This window comes from Ancylobacter rudongensis, from assembly GCF_900100155.1.
Classification (GTDB): domain Bacteria; phylum Pseudomonadota; class Alphaproteobacteria; order Rhizobiales; family Xanthobacteraceae; genus Ancylobacter; species Ancylobacter rudongensis.
This window is the reverse complement of record NZ_FMTP01000002.1, coordinates 538,095-550,925: the sequence shown is the minus strand read 5'-3', so window position 1 is coordinate 550,925 and position 12,831 is coordinate 538,095. Positions and strand designations below refer to the sequence as shown.

At 69.3% G+C, this 12,831-nt stretch carries 16 protein-coding genes; 9 read left to right on the top strand and 7 right to left on the bottom strand.

Annotation, left to right across the window (positions count from 1 at the left end):
• Entirely contained in the window at positions 1 to 804 is an 804-nt protein-coding gene (locus BLO63_RS07570) for a response regulator (RefSeq protein ID WP_091438420.1), read from the bottom strand.
• A 201-nt stretch (positions 805 to 1,005) separates the two neighbouring features.
• Here BLO63_RS07570 and BLO63_RS07565 point away from each other — a divergent pair, with 201 nt between their 5' ends.
• Positions 1,006 to 1,239, top strand: coding sequence for a NepR family anti-sigma factor (locus BLO63_RS07565; RefSeq protein WP_091438416.1), 234 nt, complete (start codon positions 1,006 to 1,008; stop codon positions 1,237 to 1,239).
• Entirely contained in the window at positions 1,236 to 1,787 is a 552-nt protein-coding gene (locus BLO63_RS07560) for a sigma-70 family RNA polymerase sigma factor (RefSeq protein ID WP_244517717.1), read from the top strand. Before BLO63_RS07565 ends, BLO63_RS07560 begins: the two co-directional genes overlap by 4 nt.
• 142 nt (positions 1,788 to 1,929) lie before the next feature.
• Here the strand turns inward: BLO63_RS07560 and BLO63_RS07555 are convergent, their stop codons facing one another.
• From BLO63_RS07555 to BLO63_RS07545, 3 genes are all read right to left on the bottom strand, one after another.
• Entirely contained in the window at positions 1,930 to 2,103 is a 174-nt protein-coding gene (locus tag BLO63_RS07555; protein ID WP_018389091.1) for a DUF1328 domain-containing protein, read from the bottom strand.
• Positions 2,104 to 2,189: 86 nt separating this feature from the next.
• Positions 2,190 to 3,092: a LysR family transcriptional regulator gene (locus BLO63_RS07550; protein WP_091438413.1), complete on the bottom strand. Its 903-nt coding sequence runs from the start codon at positions 3,090 to 3,092 to the stop codon at positions 2,190 to 2,192.
• A 94-nt stretch (positions 3,093 to 3,186) separates the two neighbouring features.
• On the bottom strand, positions 3,187 to 4,395 hold the full coding sequence (locus tag BLO63_RS07545) for a DNA recombination protein RmuC (RefSeq protein WP_091438410.1): 1,209 nt from the start codon (positions 4,393 to 4,395) through the stop codon (positions 3,187 to 3,189).
• Positions 4,396 to 4,505: 110 nt separating this feature from the next.
• Between BLO63_RS07545 and def the strand changes: the two genes are divergently transcribed.
• From def to BLO63_RS07530, 3 genes are read left to right on the top strand one after another with little or no spacing between them, the layout of a single operon-like run.
• Positions 4,506 to 5,060 (top strand): peptide deformylase, encoded by a 555-nt coding sequence (gene def, locus BLO63_RS07540; protein ID WP_091438823.1) that lies wholly within the window; start codon positions 4,506 to 4,508, stop codon positions 5,058 to 5,060.
• 48 nt (positions 5,061 to 5,108) lie between these two features.
• Positions 5,109 to 6,026, top strand: coding sequence for a methionyl-tRNA formyltransferase (gene fmt, locus BLO63_RS07535; protein ID WP_091438407.1), 918 nt, complete (start codon positions 5,109 to 5,111; stop codon positions 6,024 to 6,026).
• The gene (locus tag BLO63_RS07530; RefSeq protein WP_091438404.1) at positions 6,023 to 6,472 is read left to right on the top strand and encodes a GNAT family N-acetyltransferase; all 450 of its coding nucleotides are present in this window, start codon (positions 6,023 to 6,025) and stop codon (positions 6,470 to 6,472) included. The genes fmt and BLO63_RS07530 overlap by 4 nt, the downstream gene beginning before the upstream one ends.
• Before the next feature lie 123 nt (positions 6,473 to 6,595).
• On the opposite strand, the gene BLO63_RS07525 is transcribed toward BLO63_RS07530, so the two are convergent.
• Entirely contained in the window at positions 6,596 to 7,231 is a 636-nt protein-coding gene (locus tag BLO63_RS07525; protein WP_091438401.1) for a peroxiredoxin, read from the bottom strand.
• Between the two features lie 230 nt (positions 7,232 to 7,461).
• Here BLO63_RS07525 and BLO63_RS07520 point away from each other — a divergent pair, with 230 nt between their 5' ends.
• Positions 7,462 to 7,719, top strand: a complete 258-nt coding sequence (locus tag BLO63_RS07520; protein WP_018389098.1) for a YMGG-like glycine zipper-containing protein — start codon at positions 7,462 to 7,464, stop codon at positions 7,717 to 7,719.
• A 61-nt stretch (positions 7,720 to 7,780) separates the two neighbouring features.
• Here BLO63_RS07520 and BLO63_RS07515 read toward each other — a convergent pair whose 3' ends face one another.
• Positions 7,781 to 8,407: a S24 family peptidase gene (locus BLO63_RS07515; protein WP_091438397.1), complete on the bottom strand. Its 627-nt coding sequence runs from the start codon at positions 8,405 to 8,407 to the stop codon at positions 7,781 to 7,783.
• A gap of 162 nt (positions 8,408 to 8,569) precedes the next feature.
• On the opposite strand from BLO63_RS07515, the gene BLO63_RS07510 reads away from it, so the two are divergent.
• From BLO63_RS07510 to BLO63_RS07500, 3 genes are read left to right on the top strand one after another with little or no spacing between them, the layout of a single operon-like run.
• Positions 8,570 to 10,018 (top strand): pyridoxal phosphate-dependent decarboxylase family protein, encoded by a 1,449-nt coding sequence (locus tag BLO63_RS07510; RefSeq protein ID WP_091438821.1) that lies wholly within the window; start codon positions 8,570 to 8,572, stop codon positions 10,016 to 10,018.
• 35 nt (positions 10,019 to 10,053) lie between these two features.
• Positions 10,054 to 10,416, top strand: coding sequence for a DUF952 domain-containing protein (locus tag BLO63_RS07505; RefSeq protein ID WP_091438392.1), 363 nt, complete (start codon positions 10,054 to 10,056; stop codon positions 10,414 to 10,416).
• A 4-nt stretch (positions 10,417 to 10,420) separates the two neighbouring features.
• Positions 10,421 to 11,506, top strand: coding sequence for a quinone-dependent dihydroorotate dehydrogenase (locus BLO63_RS07500; protein ID WP_091438388.1), 1,086 nt, complete (start codon positions 10,421 to 10,423; stop codon positions 11,504 to 11,506).
• Here BLO63_RS07500 and BLO63_RS07495 read toward each other — a convergent pair.
• Positions 11,503 to 12,828 carry an MATE family efflux transporter gene (locus BLO63_RS07495; protein ID WP_091438383.1) on the bottom strand — a complete coding sequence of 442 codons (1,326 nt, stop codon included), beginning with the start codon at positions 12,826 to 12,828 and terminating at the stop codon, positions 11,503 to 11,505. The two genes, BLO63_RS07500 and BLO63_RS07495, sit on opposite strands and share 4 nt — an antisense overlap.
• Positions 12,829 to 12,831: the final 3 nt, after the last annotated feature.

Genomic DNA, 12,831 nt, shown 5'->3' with positions numbered 1-12,831 from the left:
TCAGGCGGTGGCGCGCTGCTCCCGGGGGCGGGCGCGTCGCTCGAAGAACAGCGCCTGGCTGATGACGGCGGCGACGGTCGACGGCTGGAAGGGCTTGGCGATCAGGAAGGCCGGCTCGGGGCGCACGCCGGTAAGGAAGCGCTCGGGATACGCTGTTATGAAGATGACCGGGACCTCGGTCTTCTCGATCAGTTCGTTCACCGCATCGAGGCCGGACGAGCCGTCGGCCAGCTGGATGTCGGCGAGGATGAGACCGGGCGCCTTGCGGCGGGCCAGATCCACCGCCTCGGTATGGGTGCGGGCGATGCCGGTGACGCGGTGGCCGAGGCCTTCCACGAGGCCCTCAAGATCGAGCGCGATGAAGGGCTCGTCCTCGATGATGAGCACGTCGGTGGCGATTTCCGCCGCCAGTTCGCGCCCGGCATCCTCCACCAGGTTGCGAAGGGTGGGCACGTCGATCTCAAGGATGCCGGCGGCCTCTTCCTCGGAAAACCCTTCGAGGGACACCAGAAGGAAAGCCTGCCGCACCACCGGGGTGATGTGACCGAGGCGCCGCTCGCCCTGCAGCGGGGCGGGAACGGCGTCGACCTGCGCGTTCAGCGCCACCGAATCCCACAGGCGCGTCAGCAGGCTGTAGAGAGCCACGCGGGGATCCACGGTGCGGTCGAGCGTGCTGGGGTCGGCGATAAGGGTCTCCAGCATGGCCGTGACATAGGCGTCGCCAGCCGATTGGCTGCCACTGAGTGCGCGCGCATAGCGGCGCAGAAAGGGCAGGTGCTGCGCGACAAGTTGAGAAGTGCTCACTCGCGTCTCCCCGAAGCTGCAAAATGTGAAGCGGCTGTTAACGCATCATGGACCGATCGGTTCCGGAGTACGCGAAAAATTTATGCGACGCACCGAAATTGCCGGAACCGTTTCGTATCTGGACCGTTGTGACTGCGTATGTAGCGACGGAGCCAACTCCTCTCGACCATTTCCGGGGGCTCAATGTCGGGAAAGAAATTGATGAGTGACGATCATTCCGAGAGCGCGTCCGCGATGGCGGATGGGCCCTCTTCTCCGCTCGGCGACGGTAATGGAACCGTCCTCGGCAGCGATATCCAGGCCAAGATCGGTCAGCACCTGCGCGCCATGTATGATGACGTGGTGCGCCAGGGCGTGCCGGATCGGTTCATGGATCTGCTTTCCAAGCTCGACAAGGCGGACACCACGTCCGGCGAGGGCGGAGGGCGGAAGTGAGCAAGTTCGATCCGACATTGCGCGATGAGATTATCGCGGCCATTCCCAATTTGCGCGCCTTTGCCATCTCGCTGTCGGGCAGCGTCGACCGCGCCGACGACCTTGTGCAGGAGACGCTTCTGCGCGCCTTCGCCAATATTTCCAGCTTCCGGCCGGGCACCAACCTGCCGGCGTGGCTGTTCACCATCCTGCGCAACCTGTTCCGCTCGGAATACCGCAAGCGCCGGCGCGAAGTGCCGGATTCGGACGGGGCCTTCGCCGCGACGCTGACCAGCAATCCCGACCAGAACACCCATCTGGACTTCGAGGACTTCCGCGCGGCGCTCGACCAGCTGCCGTCCGACCAGCGGGAAGCCCTGGTACTGGTGGGGGCCTCGGGCTTTTCCTATGAGGAAGCCGCCGATATCTGCCAATGCGCGGTCGGCACCATCAAGAGCCGGGTGAACCGGGCACGCAAGCGCCTCGGCGAGATGCTGGCTCTGGACGATGCCAGCGATTTCGGCCCCGACAAGACCACGCGGGCGGTGCTTGCCGCCGAGCGTACTTGAGCGGCCACACCGCCGGCCGACTGACCGACCGACCCCTATCCTAAAATTGACATGCCTGTTCCACTCGCGCGCCCCACGCGAGAACGCCCCCGGTTTCGGCCGGGGGCGTTTTGCGTTCGGCATCATTCGGCAAGGCGCCAGCCTAGGGTGCCCGGCCGCGCCGCATGAAGCCGAACACCGCCGACACCAGGAACAGGATGATGGCGACGAAAAAGATGATCTTGGCGATTTCGATGGCGGTTCCGGCGATGCCGCCGAAGCCGAGAACGGCGGCGATCAGAGCCACCACGAGAAAGGTCAGCGCCCAACCCAGCATGTAAGCCTCCACATCACGATACGGCCGTGGCCGCATGGCGGGACAACCGATGAGACGGCTCAGGGTTCCCCACGCGAGGCAGGCGGTCAGATCCGCTCGGTCAGGCCCGGCGCGACGGCGCGGGCTTCCGCCAGTAGGGCGGTGACGATCGGCGTCATCGGCTCGCGGTCGAGCACGACGAGGCCCATCTGGTGCAGCACCTCCGGCCCCTCGATCGGGATGGAGCGGATGCTGGCGGGAAAGGCGAACACATCCGCCAGCGTGTTGGCGACCACGCTCGCCCATTTGCCGGTGCGCACATGCGAGAGCAGGGCGATGGTGGAATTGGCTTCCAGCATGGGGACGATCGTGGCGTGGCCCGCCTCGGCCAGTTGCTTGTCGACGATGCGGCGGTTCTGCATGTCGGGGGTGAGCAGGCAAAGCGGCACCTGCGCGACATCCTCCCACGTCACCGTGGCGCGGTCGCCCAGCGGGGCGCCGACGGAGGTCAGGAAGCGGTACCCCTCCTTGTAGAGCGGCACGGTCTTCAGCCGACCGAGCGGGTCGTTGTCGAGATAGGTGACGCCGGCATCGGCCTCCAGATTCTCGATCAGCCGCAGCACCTCGTTGGAGGAAGCGGAAATGAGGGTGAAGCGCACATCGGCATGCTTGGCATGGAACGGCGTGGTGAGTTCCGACAGCATCGGCATCGCGGTGGGAATGGCGGCGATGCGCAGATGGCCGGAAAGCCCCTTGCGCATGCCGGCGATTTCCTGCCGCATCGCACGCACATCGCCGATGACCCGCCGCGCCCATTGCAGCGCCCGCTCGCCTTCCGGGGTGAAGCCGATGAAGCGCGAGCCGCGCTCGACCAGGCGCACGCCCAGCTGCTCCTCAAGCTGCTTGAGGCCGGCCGAGAGGGTGGGCTGGGTGACGCCGCAGGATTCGGCGGCGCGGCCGAAATGGCGCTCCTTGGCGAGGGCGAGCAGAAGTTCGAAACGGTCGATCACGCGGGAGGCTTTCTCAGACGTAACGATAGAAACGTTCTATCAAACTATCAGAAAAGCCGGTCCTTGCGAATTGGACGGATTAAAGACGGGCGCGCTATTCCGCCGCGCCGCGCAGGGAAGCTGTGGAAAGCGGCGGGGTCGGCAGCAGCTCCGCCAGTCCACTATCACCCGAGGGCCCGTCGGCCTCGAATTCCAGCTGCTCGATCCGCTCGCCGCGCTTGGCGATCTTGTCGGCGGAGGTCAGCGCCTGCGCCACATCCTCGTTCATCTGGCCGAAATGCCGCTGCAGATTGCCGACCCGCTCGCGCAGCCGGATCACGTCGGCGACCAGCTTGCCGCATTCGGCCCGGATGAGGTCGGCCTGCTCGCGCATGCGCGCATCCTTGCAGATGGACTGCACCACCTGCACCGCCAGCATCAGCAGCGAGGGCGAGACGAGGATGACGCGGGCGCGGAAGGCCTGCTGGATGATGTCGTCGAAATGCTCGTGCAATTCGCCATAGACCGATTCCGACGGCACGAACATCAGCGCCACGTCCTGCGTCTCGCCGCTGATGAGGTAGCGTTCGGCGATGTCCTTCACATGCCGGCCGACATCCCCCTTCAGCCGCGCCTCGGCCGGCTTGCGGGCCTCCGGCGTCCGCGCCTCGCGAAAGGCGGTGATCGCTTCCAGCGGGAATTTGGAATCGACCAGCAGCGGGCGCTTGTCGCCGGGCAGGAAGATCGCGCAGTCGGCGCGCTTGCCATTGCCCAGCGTGTGCTGGAAGGCGAAGCTGTCGCGCGGCAGCGCGTCGGCGACGATCGCCTGCAGCCGGCCCTCGCCGAAGGCGCCGCGCGCCTGCTTGTTGGACAAGGTCTCGCGCAGGCTCATCACCTGCCCCGAGAGTTCGCCCAGACTCGCGCGGGCCTGGTCGACGATGGCGAGCCGGTCATTGAGCCGGGCGAGGTTCTCATGCGTCGCCTCACTGGCCCGCGCCAGGCTCTCGCCCATGCGGTGCGAGGAGGCATCGAGCCGCTCCGCCACGGCGCGGGCGAGTTCGCCCTGCCGGTGCGCCAGGACTTCGGCCATGGACTGCACCCGCCCCACCGTCTCCGCCTGGGTGCGGGCGAGTTCCACCAGCCGCATTTCCAGCTCGTCGGCCCGGCGCGCCTGCTCGTCCGCCTCGGCCGCGTTCTGCCGGGCGCTGCGGGAGACCGCGCGCAGCACCGCCACCAGCAGCAGGAAGGCGAGCGCGCCCGCGCCGGCCACCAGCTGGGCCAGCGTCACGGGCTGCGCGCCGAGGACGAACAGAACCTGATCCATGCTCCGCTTCTAGCAGATTCTGCAGCAGGCGCGAACGTAGAGTGAACATCCCGCCCGAACCGTGCATTCGTTCCGTTGACCGAAGCCCGGCCAGCGATTATCTGGACGGCATGTCGATACGTCCTCTCGTGATCCTCCCCGATACCCGCCTGCGCCAGATCTCCGATCCCATCGTGCGGGTGGATGCGCGCGTGCGCGCGATCGTCGAGGACATGTTCGAGACCATGTATGACGCGCCCGGCATCGGGCTGGCGGCGATCCAGGTCGGCATTCCCGAGCGCATCGTCACCGTCGATGTCGGCTCGCGCGAGGCGCAGGACGAGGATGGCGACGAGGATGCCGAGCGCGAGAAGCACCCGCTGGCGCTGATCAACCCGGAAATCATCGCCGCGTCGCAGGAACTGTCGGTCTATTCCGAGGGCTGCCTGTCGATCCCGGAATATTACGCCGATGTCGAGCGGCCGGCCCGCGTGAAGGTCCGCTACATGGACCTGAACGGCGAGACGCAGGAAATCGACGCCGATGGCCTGCTCGCCACCTGCGTGCAGCACGAGATCGACCATCTCAACGGCGTGCTGTTCATCGACCATATCTCCAAGCTCAAGCGCGACCGGGTGATCACCAAGTTCACCAAGCTGGCGAAGAAGGAGCGGATCGGGGACTGATCCCCGCCGCTCGCGACGCCTCGTCTCCATATCCCAGCGGGGAGCCACATGCGCATCGTCTTCATGGGCACGCCCGATTTCGCGGTCTCCACCCTGGTCGAGATCGTCGGCGCCGGCCACGAGGTGGTGGCGGCCTATACGCGCGCGCCGGCGCCGGCCGGACGGCGCGGGCTCGATCTGGTGCCCTCGCCGGTGCACCGCGCGGCGGAACGGTTCGGCATTCCCGTGCTGACGCCGTCGACCCTGCGCACCGAGGACGCGACAGCAACCTTCGCCGCGCATGAGGCCGACGCCGCCGTGGTGGTGGCCTATGGCCGCATCCTGCCGCAGGCGATCCTCGATCTTCCCCCGCTTGGCTGCCTGAACCTGCACGCTTCGCTGCTGCCGCGCTGGCGCGGCGCGGCGCCGATCCAGCGCGCCATCATGGCCGGCGACCGCGAAACCGGCGTCGCGGTCATGAAGATGGAAGCGGGGCTCGACACCGGGCCGGTGGGGCTGGTGGAGCGCGTCACCATCGGCCCGGACATGACGGCGGGTGAGTTGCACGACCGGCTGATGATCGTCGGCGGCGATTTGATGGCGCGGGCGCTGGCGGCGCTGGAGCGTGGGGCGCTGGGCTTCACGCCGCAGCCGGAAGACGGTGTGACCTATGCCGCCAAGATCGACAAGAACGAGACCCGCATCGACTGGACCCGGCCGGCGCAGGCGGTGCACGACCATATTCGCGGCCTCTCCCCCTTTCCCGGCGCGTGGTTCGACCTCGCCGGCACCCGGGTGAAGGTGCTGCGCTCGACGCTTGCGCGGGGGGGCGGCGCGCCCGGCACGCTGCTGGACGAGGCGCTCACCATCGCCTGTGGTGACGGCGCCGTGCGGCTGGTCGAGGTGCAGAAGGCCGGCAGCCGGGCGATGGCGGCGGATGAGTTCTTACGCGGCAGCGATCTCGCCGCAGGCAGGGTGCTGACATGACGGATATTCGCGCGCTCACCCCGGACGACCACGCCCGCTGGCTGCCGCTCTGGCAGGCCTATCTCGTCTTCTACGAGGCGACGCTGCCGGCGGAGGTGACGGCGACGACGTGGCAGCGCCTGCTCGACCCGGCCGAGCCGGTGCATGGCGCGCTGGCCTTCGATGCGGGCGGGCAGGCCGTGGGGCTGGCGCACTGGCTGTTCCACCGCTCCACCTGGTCGGTGGGCGCGGTGTGCTACCTCAACGATTTGTATGTCGATGCGAGCCAGCGCGGGCAGGGCCTCGGCCGCCAGCTGATCGACCATGTCGCGGCCGAGGCCACGGCCAAGGGCAGCCCGAAGGTCTACTGGCTGACCCATGAGACCAATCTGACGGCGCAGCGGCTCTATAATGGCGTGGCCGAGCGCACCGGCTTCATCCAGTACCGCAAGCCGCTGACGCCCTGAGGGGGCGCACGGCACCGCCCTCCCGGACGGCCGCAGGGCCGGTCCGGGATCGCGTGACATTGGCGGACGATCCCGGCGCTGCGGCCGGGATGACGTGTTCGAGTGAGCCGGTCGGCCGCGCCGTCACTTGCCCGGCTGCGGCACCACGCGCAGATAGGGCTTCAGCGTCTTCCAGCCGCCGGGGAACTTCTCCTTCGCCGCCGCGTCGCTGACCGAGGGGACGATGATGACGTCCTCGCCGTCCTTCCAGTTCGCCGGCGTCGCCACCGCGTGCTGGGCGGTGAGCTGAAGCGAGTCGATCACCCGCAAGATCTCGTCGAAATTGCGCCCGGCGCTGGCGGGGTAGGTGAGCGAGAGCTTCAGCTTCTTGTCCGGCCCGACGACGAACACCGAGCGCACCGTCATCGTGTCGGAGGCGTTGGGGTGGATCATGTCGTAGAGGCCGGAGACGGTGCGCTCGGGATCGGCGATCAGCGGGAAATTCGGGGCATAGCCCTGCGTCTCGGCGATGTCCTCCGCCCATTTCTCATGCGCGTCGAGCGGATCGACCGAGAGGCCGATCACCTTGACGTTGCGGCGGTCGAATTCCGGCTTCAGCCGCGCCACCTGGCCGAGCTCGGTGGTGCAGACCGGGGTGAAGTTCTTCGGGTGCGAGAACAGCACGCCCCAGGAATCGCCTAGCCACTCGTGAAAGCGGATCGGGCCTTCGGTGGTCTCGGCGGTGAAATCGGGAACGACGTCCCCAAGGCGGATGGTCATGGCGAACTCCCGTAAGAAATCGATTATTTTTGTAGAATACTCCGCGCAGCGAAGCGTGCAAGGCCAGCATGCTACTCATACCCCATGACAGTGGAACTGGCGGGCGAAGAGCACGTTACCTGATGGGCGCTCCGCCGCAGCCGATGCGGTGGCGCGGGGTGCCGTCAACATCAGGGATTGGCCGTCGCGATCTGCTGGGCAGGTCCGGCATGCTCAAAAGGAGAGGGATCATGCTCAAGATCGTTGTGCTTTCGCTGGCCACGCTCAGCATCGCCGCCTGCACCACCACGGAACGCCGCGCGGCCGGCGGCGCGCTGATCGGCGGCGGCACGGGTGCGGTGATCGGCGGCATCGCCGGCGGCGGCACCGGCGCGGCCATTGGCGCGGGCGTGGGTGCCGGCACCGGCGCGATCATCGGCGCGGCGACCTCGCCGGGCGACTGCTACGCCTATGACCGCTATGGCCGCCGCGTGGCGGTGCGCTGCTGACCGCAGCGCCGCGAAACGGTTTCGACAGACGGCCCCCCAGCGGGGCCGTTTTTGTGCGTGGTTACTGGCTCGCCCAGAGCACGCGGGCGATCCAGGCGATCTCGGCCTCCTGCAGCAGCCGGTCGGGATGTTCGGGGTTGAGCGAGCGCAGTTCCACCGTGCGGTTGGTCTGGCGCTTCAGTTCCTTGGCCAGCACCTCGCCCTCGCGAGTCTTCACGACAACCCGGTCGCCGCGCCGGATCGGCGCCGCCGGCGAGACCACGACGACATCGCCATCGCGGTACAGCGGCAGCATGGAATCGCCTGAAATCTCCAATGCATAGGCATGCTCGTCGCCGACATTGGGAAAGGCGATCTCGTCCCAGGCGCCGCCGACCGGGAAGCCGGCATCGTCGAAAAAGCCGCCTTCGCCCGCCTGCGCGAAGCCGATCAGCGGGATGGCGCGGCGCCCGCTGCCCGCCCCGTCCATCAGCGCCATGAACTCGTCGAGGCTGGTGCCGGTGGCGGCCAGCACCTTGGCGATGCTCTCGGTGGAGGGCCAGCGCGGCCGCCCGTCCGGCGCCTCGCGCTTGGAACGGTTGAAGGTGGTGGCGTCCAGCCCGGCGCGCCGGGCGAGGGCCGAGGCGCTGAGGCCCAGCCGCTCCGCCAGCGTGTCGAGGGCGCGCCAGATATGGGCGTGGGTCAGCATGATCGGCTGCTCGGAATTTTATCTGTATGTTAGGAATTATACCCTATTCGCGCCGCTGTCCAGCCGTTTTGCCGCGCGTTGCCTGCCGCCGGTGCCCGGCGCTGGACAGGGCGCGCGCGCTGCCTAGGATGGCCGCCCTTCGGGGCAGGGGCCGGCATGCGCATGGACGAGACGCCACAGGACGAGACCGGGGCCCTGCTGCTGGCGGCGGCGCGCCGGGCCATCGCCTACCGCGCGGACCCCACGGCGCACCCGCCGGCGACGGATTATGCCGCCTGCCTCGCCGCCTTTGACGGCCCGCTGTCCGAGGCCGGCGAGCCGGGCGCGGACGTGCTCGACGCGCTGGTGGCGCGGGCCGAGCCGGGGCTGCGGGCTTCCGTCGGGCCGCGCTTCTTCGGCTGGGTGATCGGCAATTCCCACCCGGTCGGCGTCGCCGCCGACTGGCTGACCGCCGCCTGGGGCCAGAACACCGCCAACCACTTCGCCGCGCCCGCCGCCGCCGCCGCCGAGACGGTGGCGGCGCGCTGGCTGCTGGAGCTGCTGCGCCTGCCGGCGGAGTGCTCGGTCGGCTTCGTCACCGGCGCCACCATGGCGAGCTTCGTCGCCCTCGCCGCCGCGCGCGGCGAGGTGCTGCGCCGGGCAGGGTGGGATGTGGAGGCGCAGGGCCTGTTCGGCGCCCCGCCGGTGCGGGTGCTGATCGGCGAGGAGGCGCATGCCAGCGTATTCTCCGCCCTGCATTATCTCGGCTTCGGCAAGGCGAGCCTGATCCGCGTGCCGGCCGATGCTGAGGGCGTGATGCGGCCCGACGCCTTCGAGGATCTGCTGGCGCGCGAGGTGCCCGAGGGCGCGCCGCTGATCGTGGTGACGCAGGCCGGGCACATCCATAGCGGCGCCACCGATGCGCATGAGCGGCTCGTGCCGCTCGCCCAGGCGCGGGCGGGGTGGGTGCATGTGGACGGCGCCTTCGGCCTGTGGGCGCGGGCCTGCCCCGCCCGGGCGCACCTCGCCGCCGGCGTCGAGGCGGCGGATTCCTGGGCCACGGACGGCCATAAATGGCTGCAGACGCCGTTCGATTGCGGCTATGCCATCGTGCGCGACGCGGGCGCCCATCGCCGGGCGATGACGATCGCGGCGAGCTATCTGCCGCCGGTGAGCGAGCATGAGCGCGACCCCTCGCACTATGTACCGGAGCTGTCGCGCCGGGCGCGCGGCTTCGCCAGCTGGGCGCTGCTGCGCCATTTCGGCCGCAACGGCATCGCCGCCATGGTGGAGCGCCATTGCGCGCAGGCGCGGCTTCTGGCGGGCCTGCTCGCCACCGAGCCGGGCATCACGGTGCTGAACGAGGTGGTGCTGAACCAGGTGGCGGTGCGCTTCGGCGGCGCGGTGGCGGGGGCGCCGGAGGGGGCGCAAGGCGACGCGCTGACCCGCGCCACCATCGCCGCGGTGCAGGAGGAGGGCACCTGCTTTGCCGCCGGGGCTTCCTGGCGGGGGCGCTGGATCCTGCGGCTATCGGTGATCGGCGCCTCCACCACCGATGACGATATCCGCCTCTCGGCGCAGGCGATCATCGACGCCTGGCGCCGCGTTGCCAGTGCGGCCGGGGCCCTGTAGGACGGACCCCGACGGCAATGCGGGGGGATTTGGACATGGCGGCAGCGCAGGCAAGCCTCATCTACAAGATCGCGCCGCGCACGCTGTGGCAGGCGGCCGAGAGCGCCGGGCGGTTCGAGGGCGCGCCGGTGGATCTGGCGGACGGCTTCATCCATTTCTCCACCGCCGGGCAGGTGGCGGAGACCGCCGCCAAGCACTTTGCCGGGCAGGAGGATCTGCTGCTGGTCGCGATCCGGGTGGAACTTCTGCCGCCGGACACGCTGCGCTGGGAGCCCTCGCGCGGCGGCGACCTGTTTCCCCATCTCTACGGCCCGTTGTCCCTTGACGCGGTCGCCTTTGCGCGCGAGCTGCCGCTCGGGCCGCATGGGCGCCATCTGTTTCCGGCGCTGGAAGGTTGATCCCATGAGCCGCCTGCTCGACCTCGCCCTTCCCTTCGCCCGGATGCTGGACCCCGAGACCGCGCATAGCCTGTCGATCCGCGCGCTTTCCTGCCTGCCGCCCCGGCCCGTGCCGGTGGACGATTCCCGCCTCAAGGTTTCGGCCTTCGGCCTCGCCTTTGCCAACCCGGTGGGGCTGGCGGCGGGCTTCGACAAGGAGGCGGAGGTGCCGGACGCCATGCTCGGCGCCGGCTTCGGCTTCGTCGAGGTGGGAACGATCACCCCGCGCCCGCAGCCGGGCAATCCGCGCCCGCGCAATTTCCGCCTGGTCGAGGACCGCGCGGTGATCAACCGCTACGGCTTCAACAGCGGCGGCCATGGCCCGGCGCTGGCTCGCCTCGCCGCCCGCACCAAGCGCGGGGCGCCCGGCATCGTCGGGGTGAATGTCGGGGCGAACAAGGACAGCACCGACCGCGCCGCCGACTATGTCTCAGGCATCCGCGCCTTTGCCGGGGTGGCGAGCTATTTCACCGCCAATGTGTCCTCGCCCAACACGCCGGGCCTGCGCGATCTGCAGGAGGAGCACGCGCTCGACGAATTGCTGGCGCGGGTGATCGCGGCGCGCGACGAGGCGGCGCCCGGCGTGCCGCTGCTGCTGAAGATCGCGCCCGATCTCGCCTTGCCGCATCTCGACGGCGTGGTCAGCGTGGCGCGCCGGCGGCGGATCGACGGGCTGATCGTCTCTAACACGACGATCTCGCGTCCCCCGAGCCTGCGTTCCCCCTTCAAGGGCGAGACCGGCGGGCTTTCGGGCCGGCCGCTCTTTGCCCTCTCCACCCGCATGCTGGCGGAGACCTATGTGCGGGTGGACGGCGCCTTCCCGCTGATCGGCGTCGGCGGCATCGACAGCGCCGCCACGGCGCTGGCCAAGATCGAGGCCGGGGCCAGCCTCATCCAGCTCTATTCCGGGCTGGTCTATGAGGGGCTGGGTCTGGTGGAGAAGATCAAGGACGGCCTGCGGGCGAAGCTCACGCGCGAGAACACGACGCTCGCCGCGCTGGCCGGGCGGCGCGCGCGCGAACTGGTGGCGGCGCCGTTCCCCGTGCTCTAGCCGAAGGTGCCCCGCTCCAGCGCCGGCAGCCGCAGCGCCAGGAACACTCCGCGCCCGGCGATGAAGGCGAGATAGGCCAGCCACAGGCCGCTATTGCCGAGCGGCAGGGTCAGCCACCAGGCGAGGAAGAACAGCGCCACCGCCGGGATCATCATGTTGCGCATGTCGCGGGCCCAGGTGGCGCCGGCATAGATGCCGTCATAGGCGAAGGCGGCGACGCCGAGCAGCGGGGTCAGCGCCGCCAGCGGCAGGAAGGCGCGGCCGACCTCGCGCACCTGCTCATTGGCCGACAGCAGGTCGATCAGCGGCCCGCCGCCGACCAGCAGCAGCGCGGTGGCCGGCGCGGCGAAGCCGAAGCCCCAGAACAGCACCAGCCGCACCGCGCGGCGAAAGCCCGCCCGGTCCTTCGCCCCGACGCTCTGGCCGCAGATCTGCTCGGCGGCGGTGGAGAAGCCGTCGAGGAAGAAGGCCGAGACCATGACGATGTTGTAGAGCACCGCGTTGGCCGCCAGCGTCACGTCGTCATGCCGCGCCCCCTGCGCGGTGAAGAACAGGATCACGCTCATGATCAGCGCGGTGCGGATCATGATGTCGCGGTTGACCGCCACCGTCTCGACCAGCCGGACGCGGTCGATCACCGTGCGCCACGGAACCCGCCAGTCGCGCCCCACCAGCCGGGCGGCGGCGATGAGGCCGAACGCCGTCCCGGTGATCTCCGCCAGCACATTGGCCCATGCGGCGCCGGCAATGCCGAAATCCCACCACAGCACCAGAGCGACGGTCGCTACCGCATTCACGGCAGCGATGAGGATCTGCAGCCCGAGGCCGATATCGGTGCGGGCGATGCCGACCAGCCAGCCGAGCACGGCGAAATTGCCGATGGCGAAGGGCGCCGACAGGATGCGGATCGAGAAATAGACCGTCGCCGCGCTCCGCACCCCCTCGCTCGCCCCCATGCCGAGAAAGGCGAGGTCGGCGAGCGGCCCGTGCAGCACGATCAGGGCGAGGCCGATGGCGGCTGCGATCAGCAGTGCCCGGATCAGCACCGCGCGCAGTTCCACCCTCTCGCCGCGCCCCAGCGCCTGCGCGGTGAGGCCGGCCGTGCCCATGCGGATCGAGCCGAAGATCCAGAAGGCGAAATCGAACAGCAGCGCCCCCAGCGCCACCGCGCCGAGCAGCACCGCATCGCCCAGCCGGCCGATAGCGCCTGTCGCGACCAGCCCGAGCACCGGCGTCGTCATCTGCGCCAGCGTCGCCGGCAGCGCGATGGCGAGAAACCGCCGGGACGTGACCTCGACCCGGCCGGCGACCGTGACGTTCACGGG

What these genes read in the sequence shown, in the direction of transcription:
- BLO63_RS07565 (WP_091438416.1), top strand. Translation starts at nt 1,006, where the DNA reads ATGAGTGACGATCATTCCGAGAGCGCGTCCGCGATGGCGGATGGGCCC.
- BLO63_RS07555 (WP_018389091.1), bottom strand. Translation starts at nt 2,103, where the DNA reads ATGCTGGGTTGGGCGCTGACCTTTCTCGTGGTGGCTCTGATCGCCGCC.
- BLO63_RS07545 (WP_091438410.1), bottom strand. Translation starts at nt 4,395, where the DNA reads ATGGATCAGGTTCTGTTCGTCCTCGGCGCGCAGCCCGTGACGCTGGCC.
- def (WP_091438823.1), top strand. Translation starts at nt 4,506, where the DNA reads ATGTCGATACGTCCTCTCGTGATCCTCCCCGATACCCGCCTGCGCCAG.
- fmt (WP_091438407.1), top strand. Translation starts at nt 5,109, where the DNA reads ATGCGCATCGTCTTCATGGGCACGCCCGATTTCGCGGTCTCCACCCTG.
- BLO63_RS07530 (WP_091438404.1), top strand. Translation starts at nt 6,023, where the DNA reads ATGACGGATATTCGCGCGCTCACCCCGGACGACCACGCCCGCTGGCTG.
- BLO63_RS07525 (WP_091438401.1), bottom strand. Translation starts at nt 7,231, where the DNA reads ATGACCATCCGCCTTGGGGACGTCGTTCCCGATTTCACCGCCGAGACC.
- BLO63_RS07520 (WP_018389098.1), top strand. Translation starts at nt 7,462, where the DNA reads ATGCTCAAGATCGTTGTGCTTTCGCTGGCCACGCTCAGCATCGCCGCC.
- BLO63_RS07515 (WP_091438397.1), bottom strand. Translation starts at nt 8,407, where the DNA reads ATGCTGACCCACGCCCATATCTGGCGCGCCCTCGACACGCTGGCGGAG.
- BLO63_RS07510 (WP_091438821.1), top strand. Translation starts at nt 8,570, where the DNA reads ATGGACGAGACGCCACAGGACGAGACCGGGGCCCTGCTGCTGGCGGCG.
- BLO63_RS07505 (WP_091438392.1), top strand. Translation starts at nt 10,054, where the DNA reads ATGGCGGCAGCGCAGGCAAGCCTCATCTACAAGATCGCGCCGCGCACG.
- BLO63_RS07500 (WP_091438388.1), top strand. Translation starts at nt 10,421, where the DNA reads ATGAGCCGCCTGCTCGACCTCGCCCTTCCCTTCGCCCGGATGCTGGAC.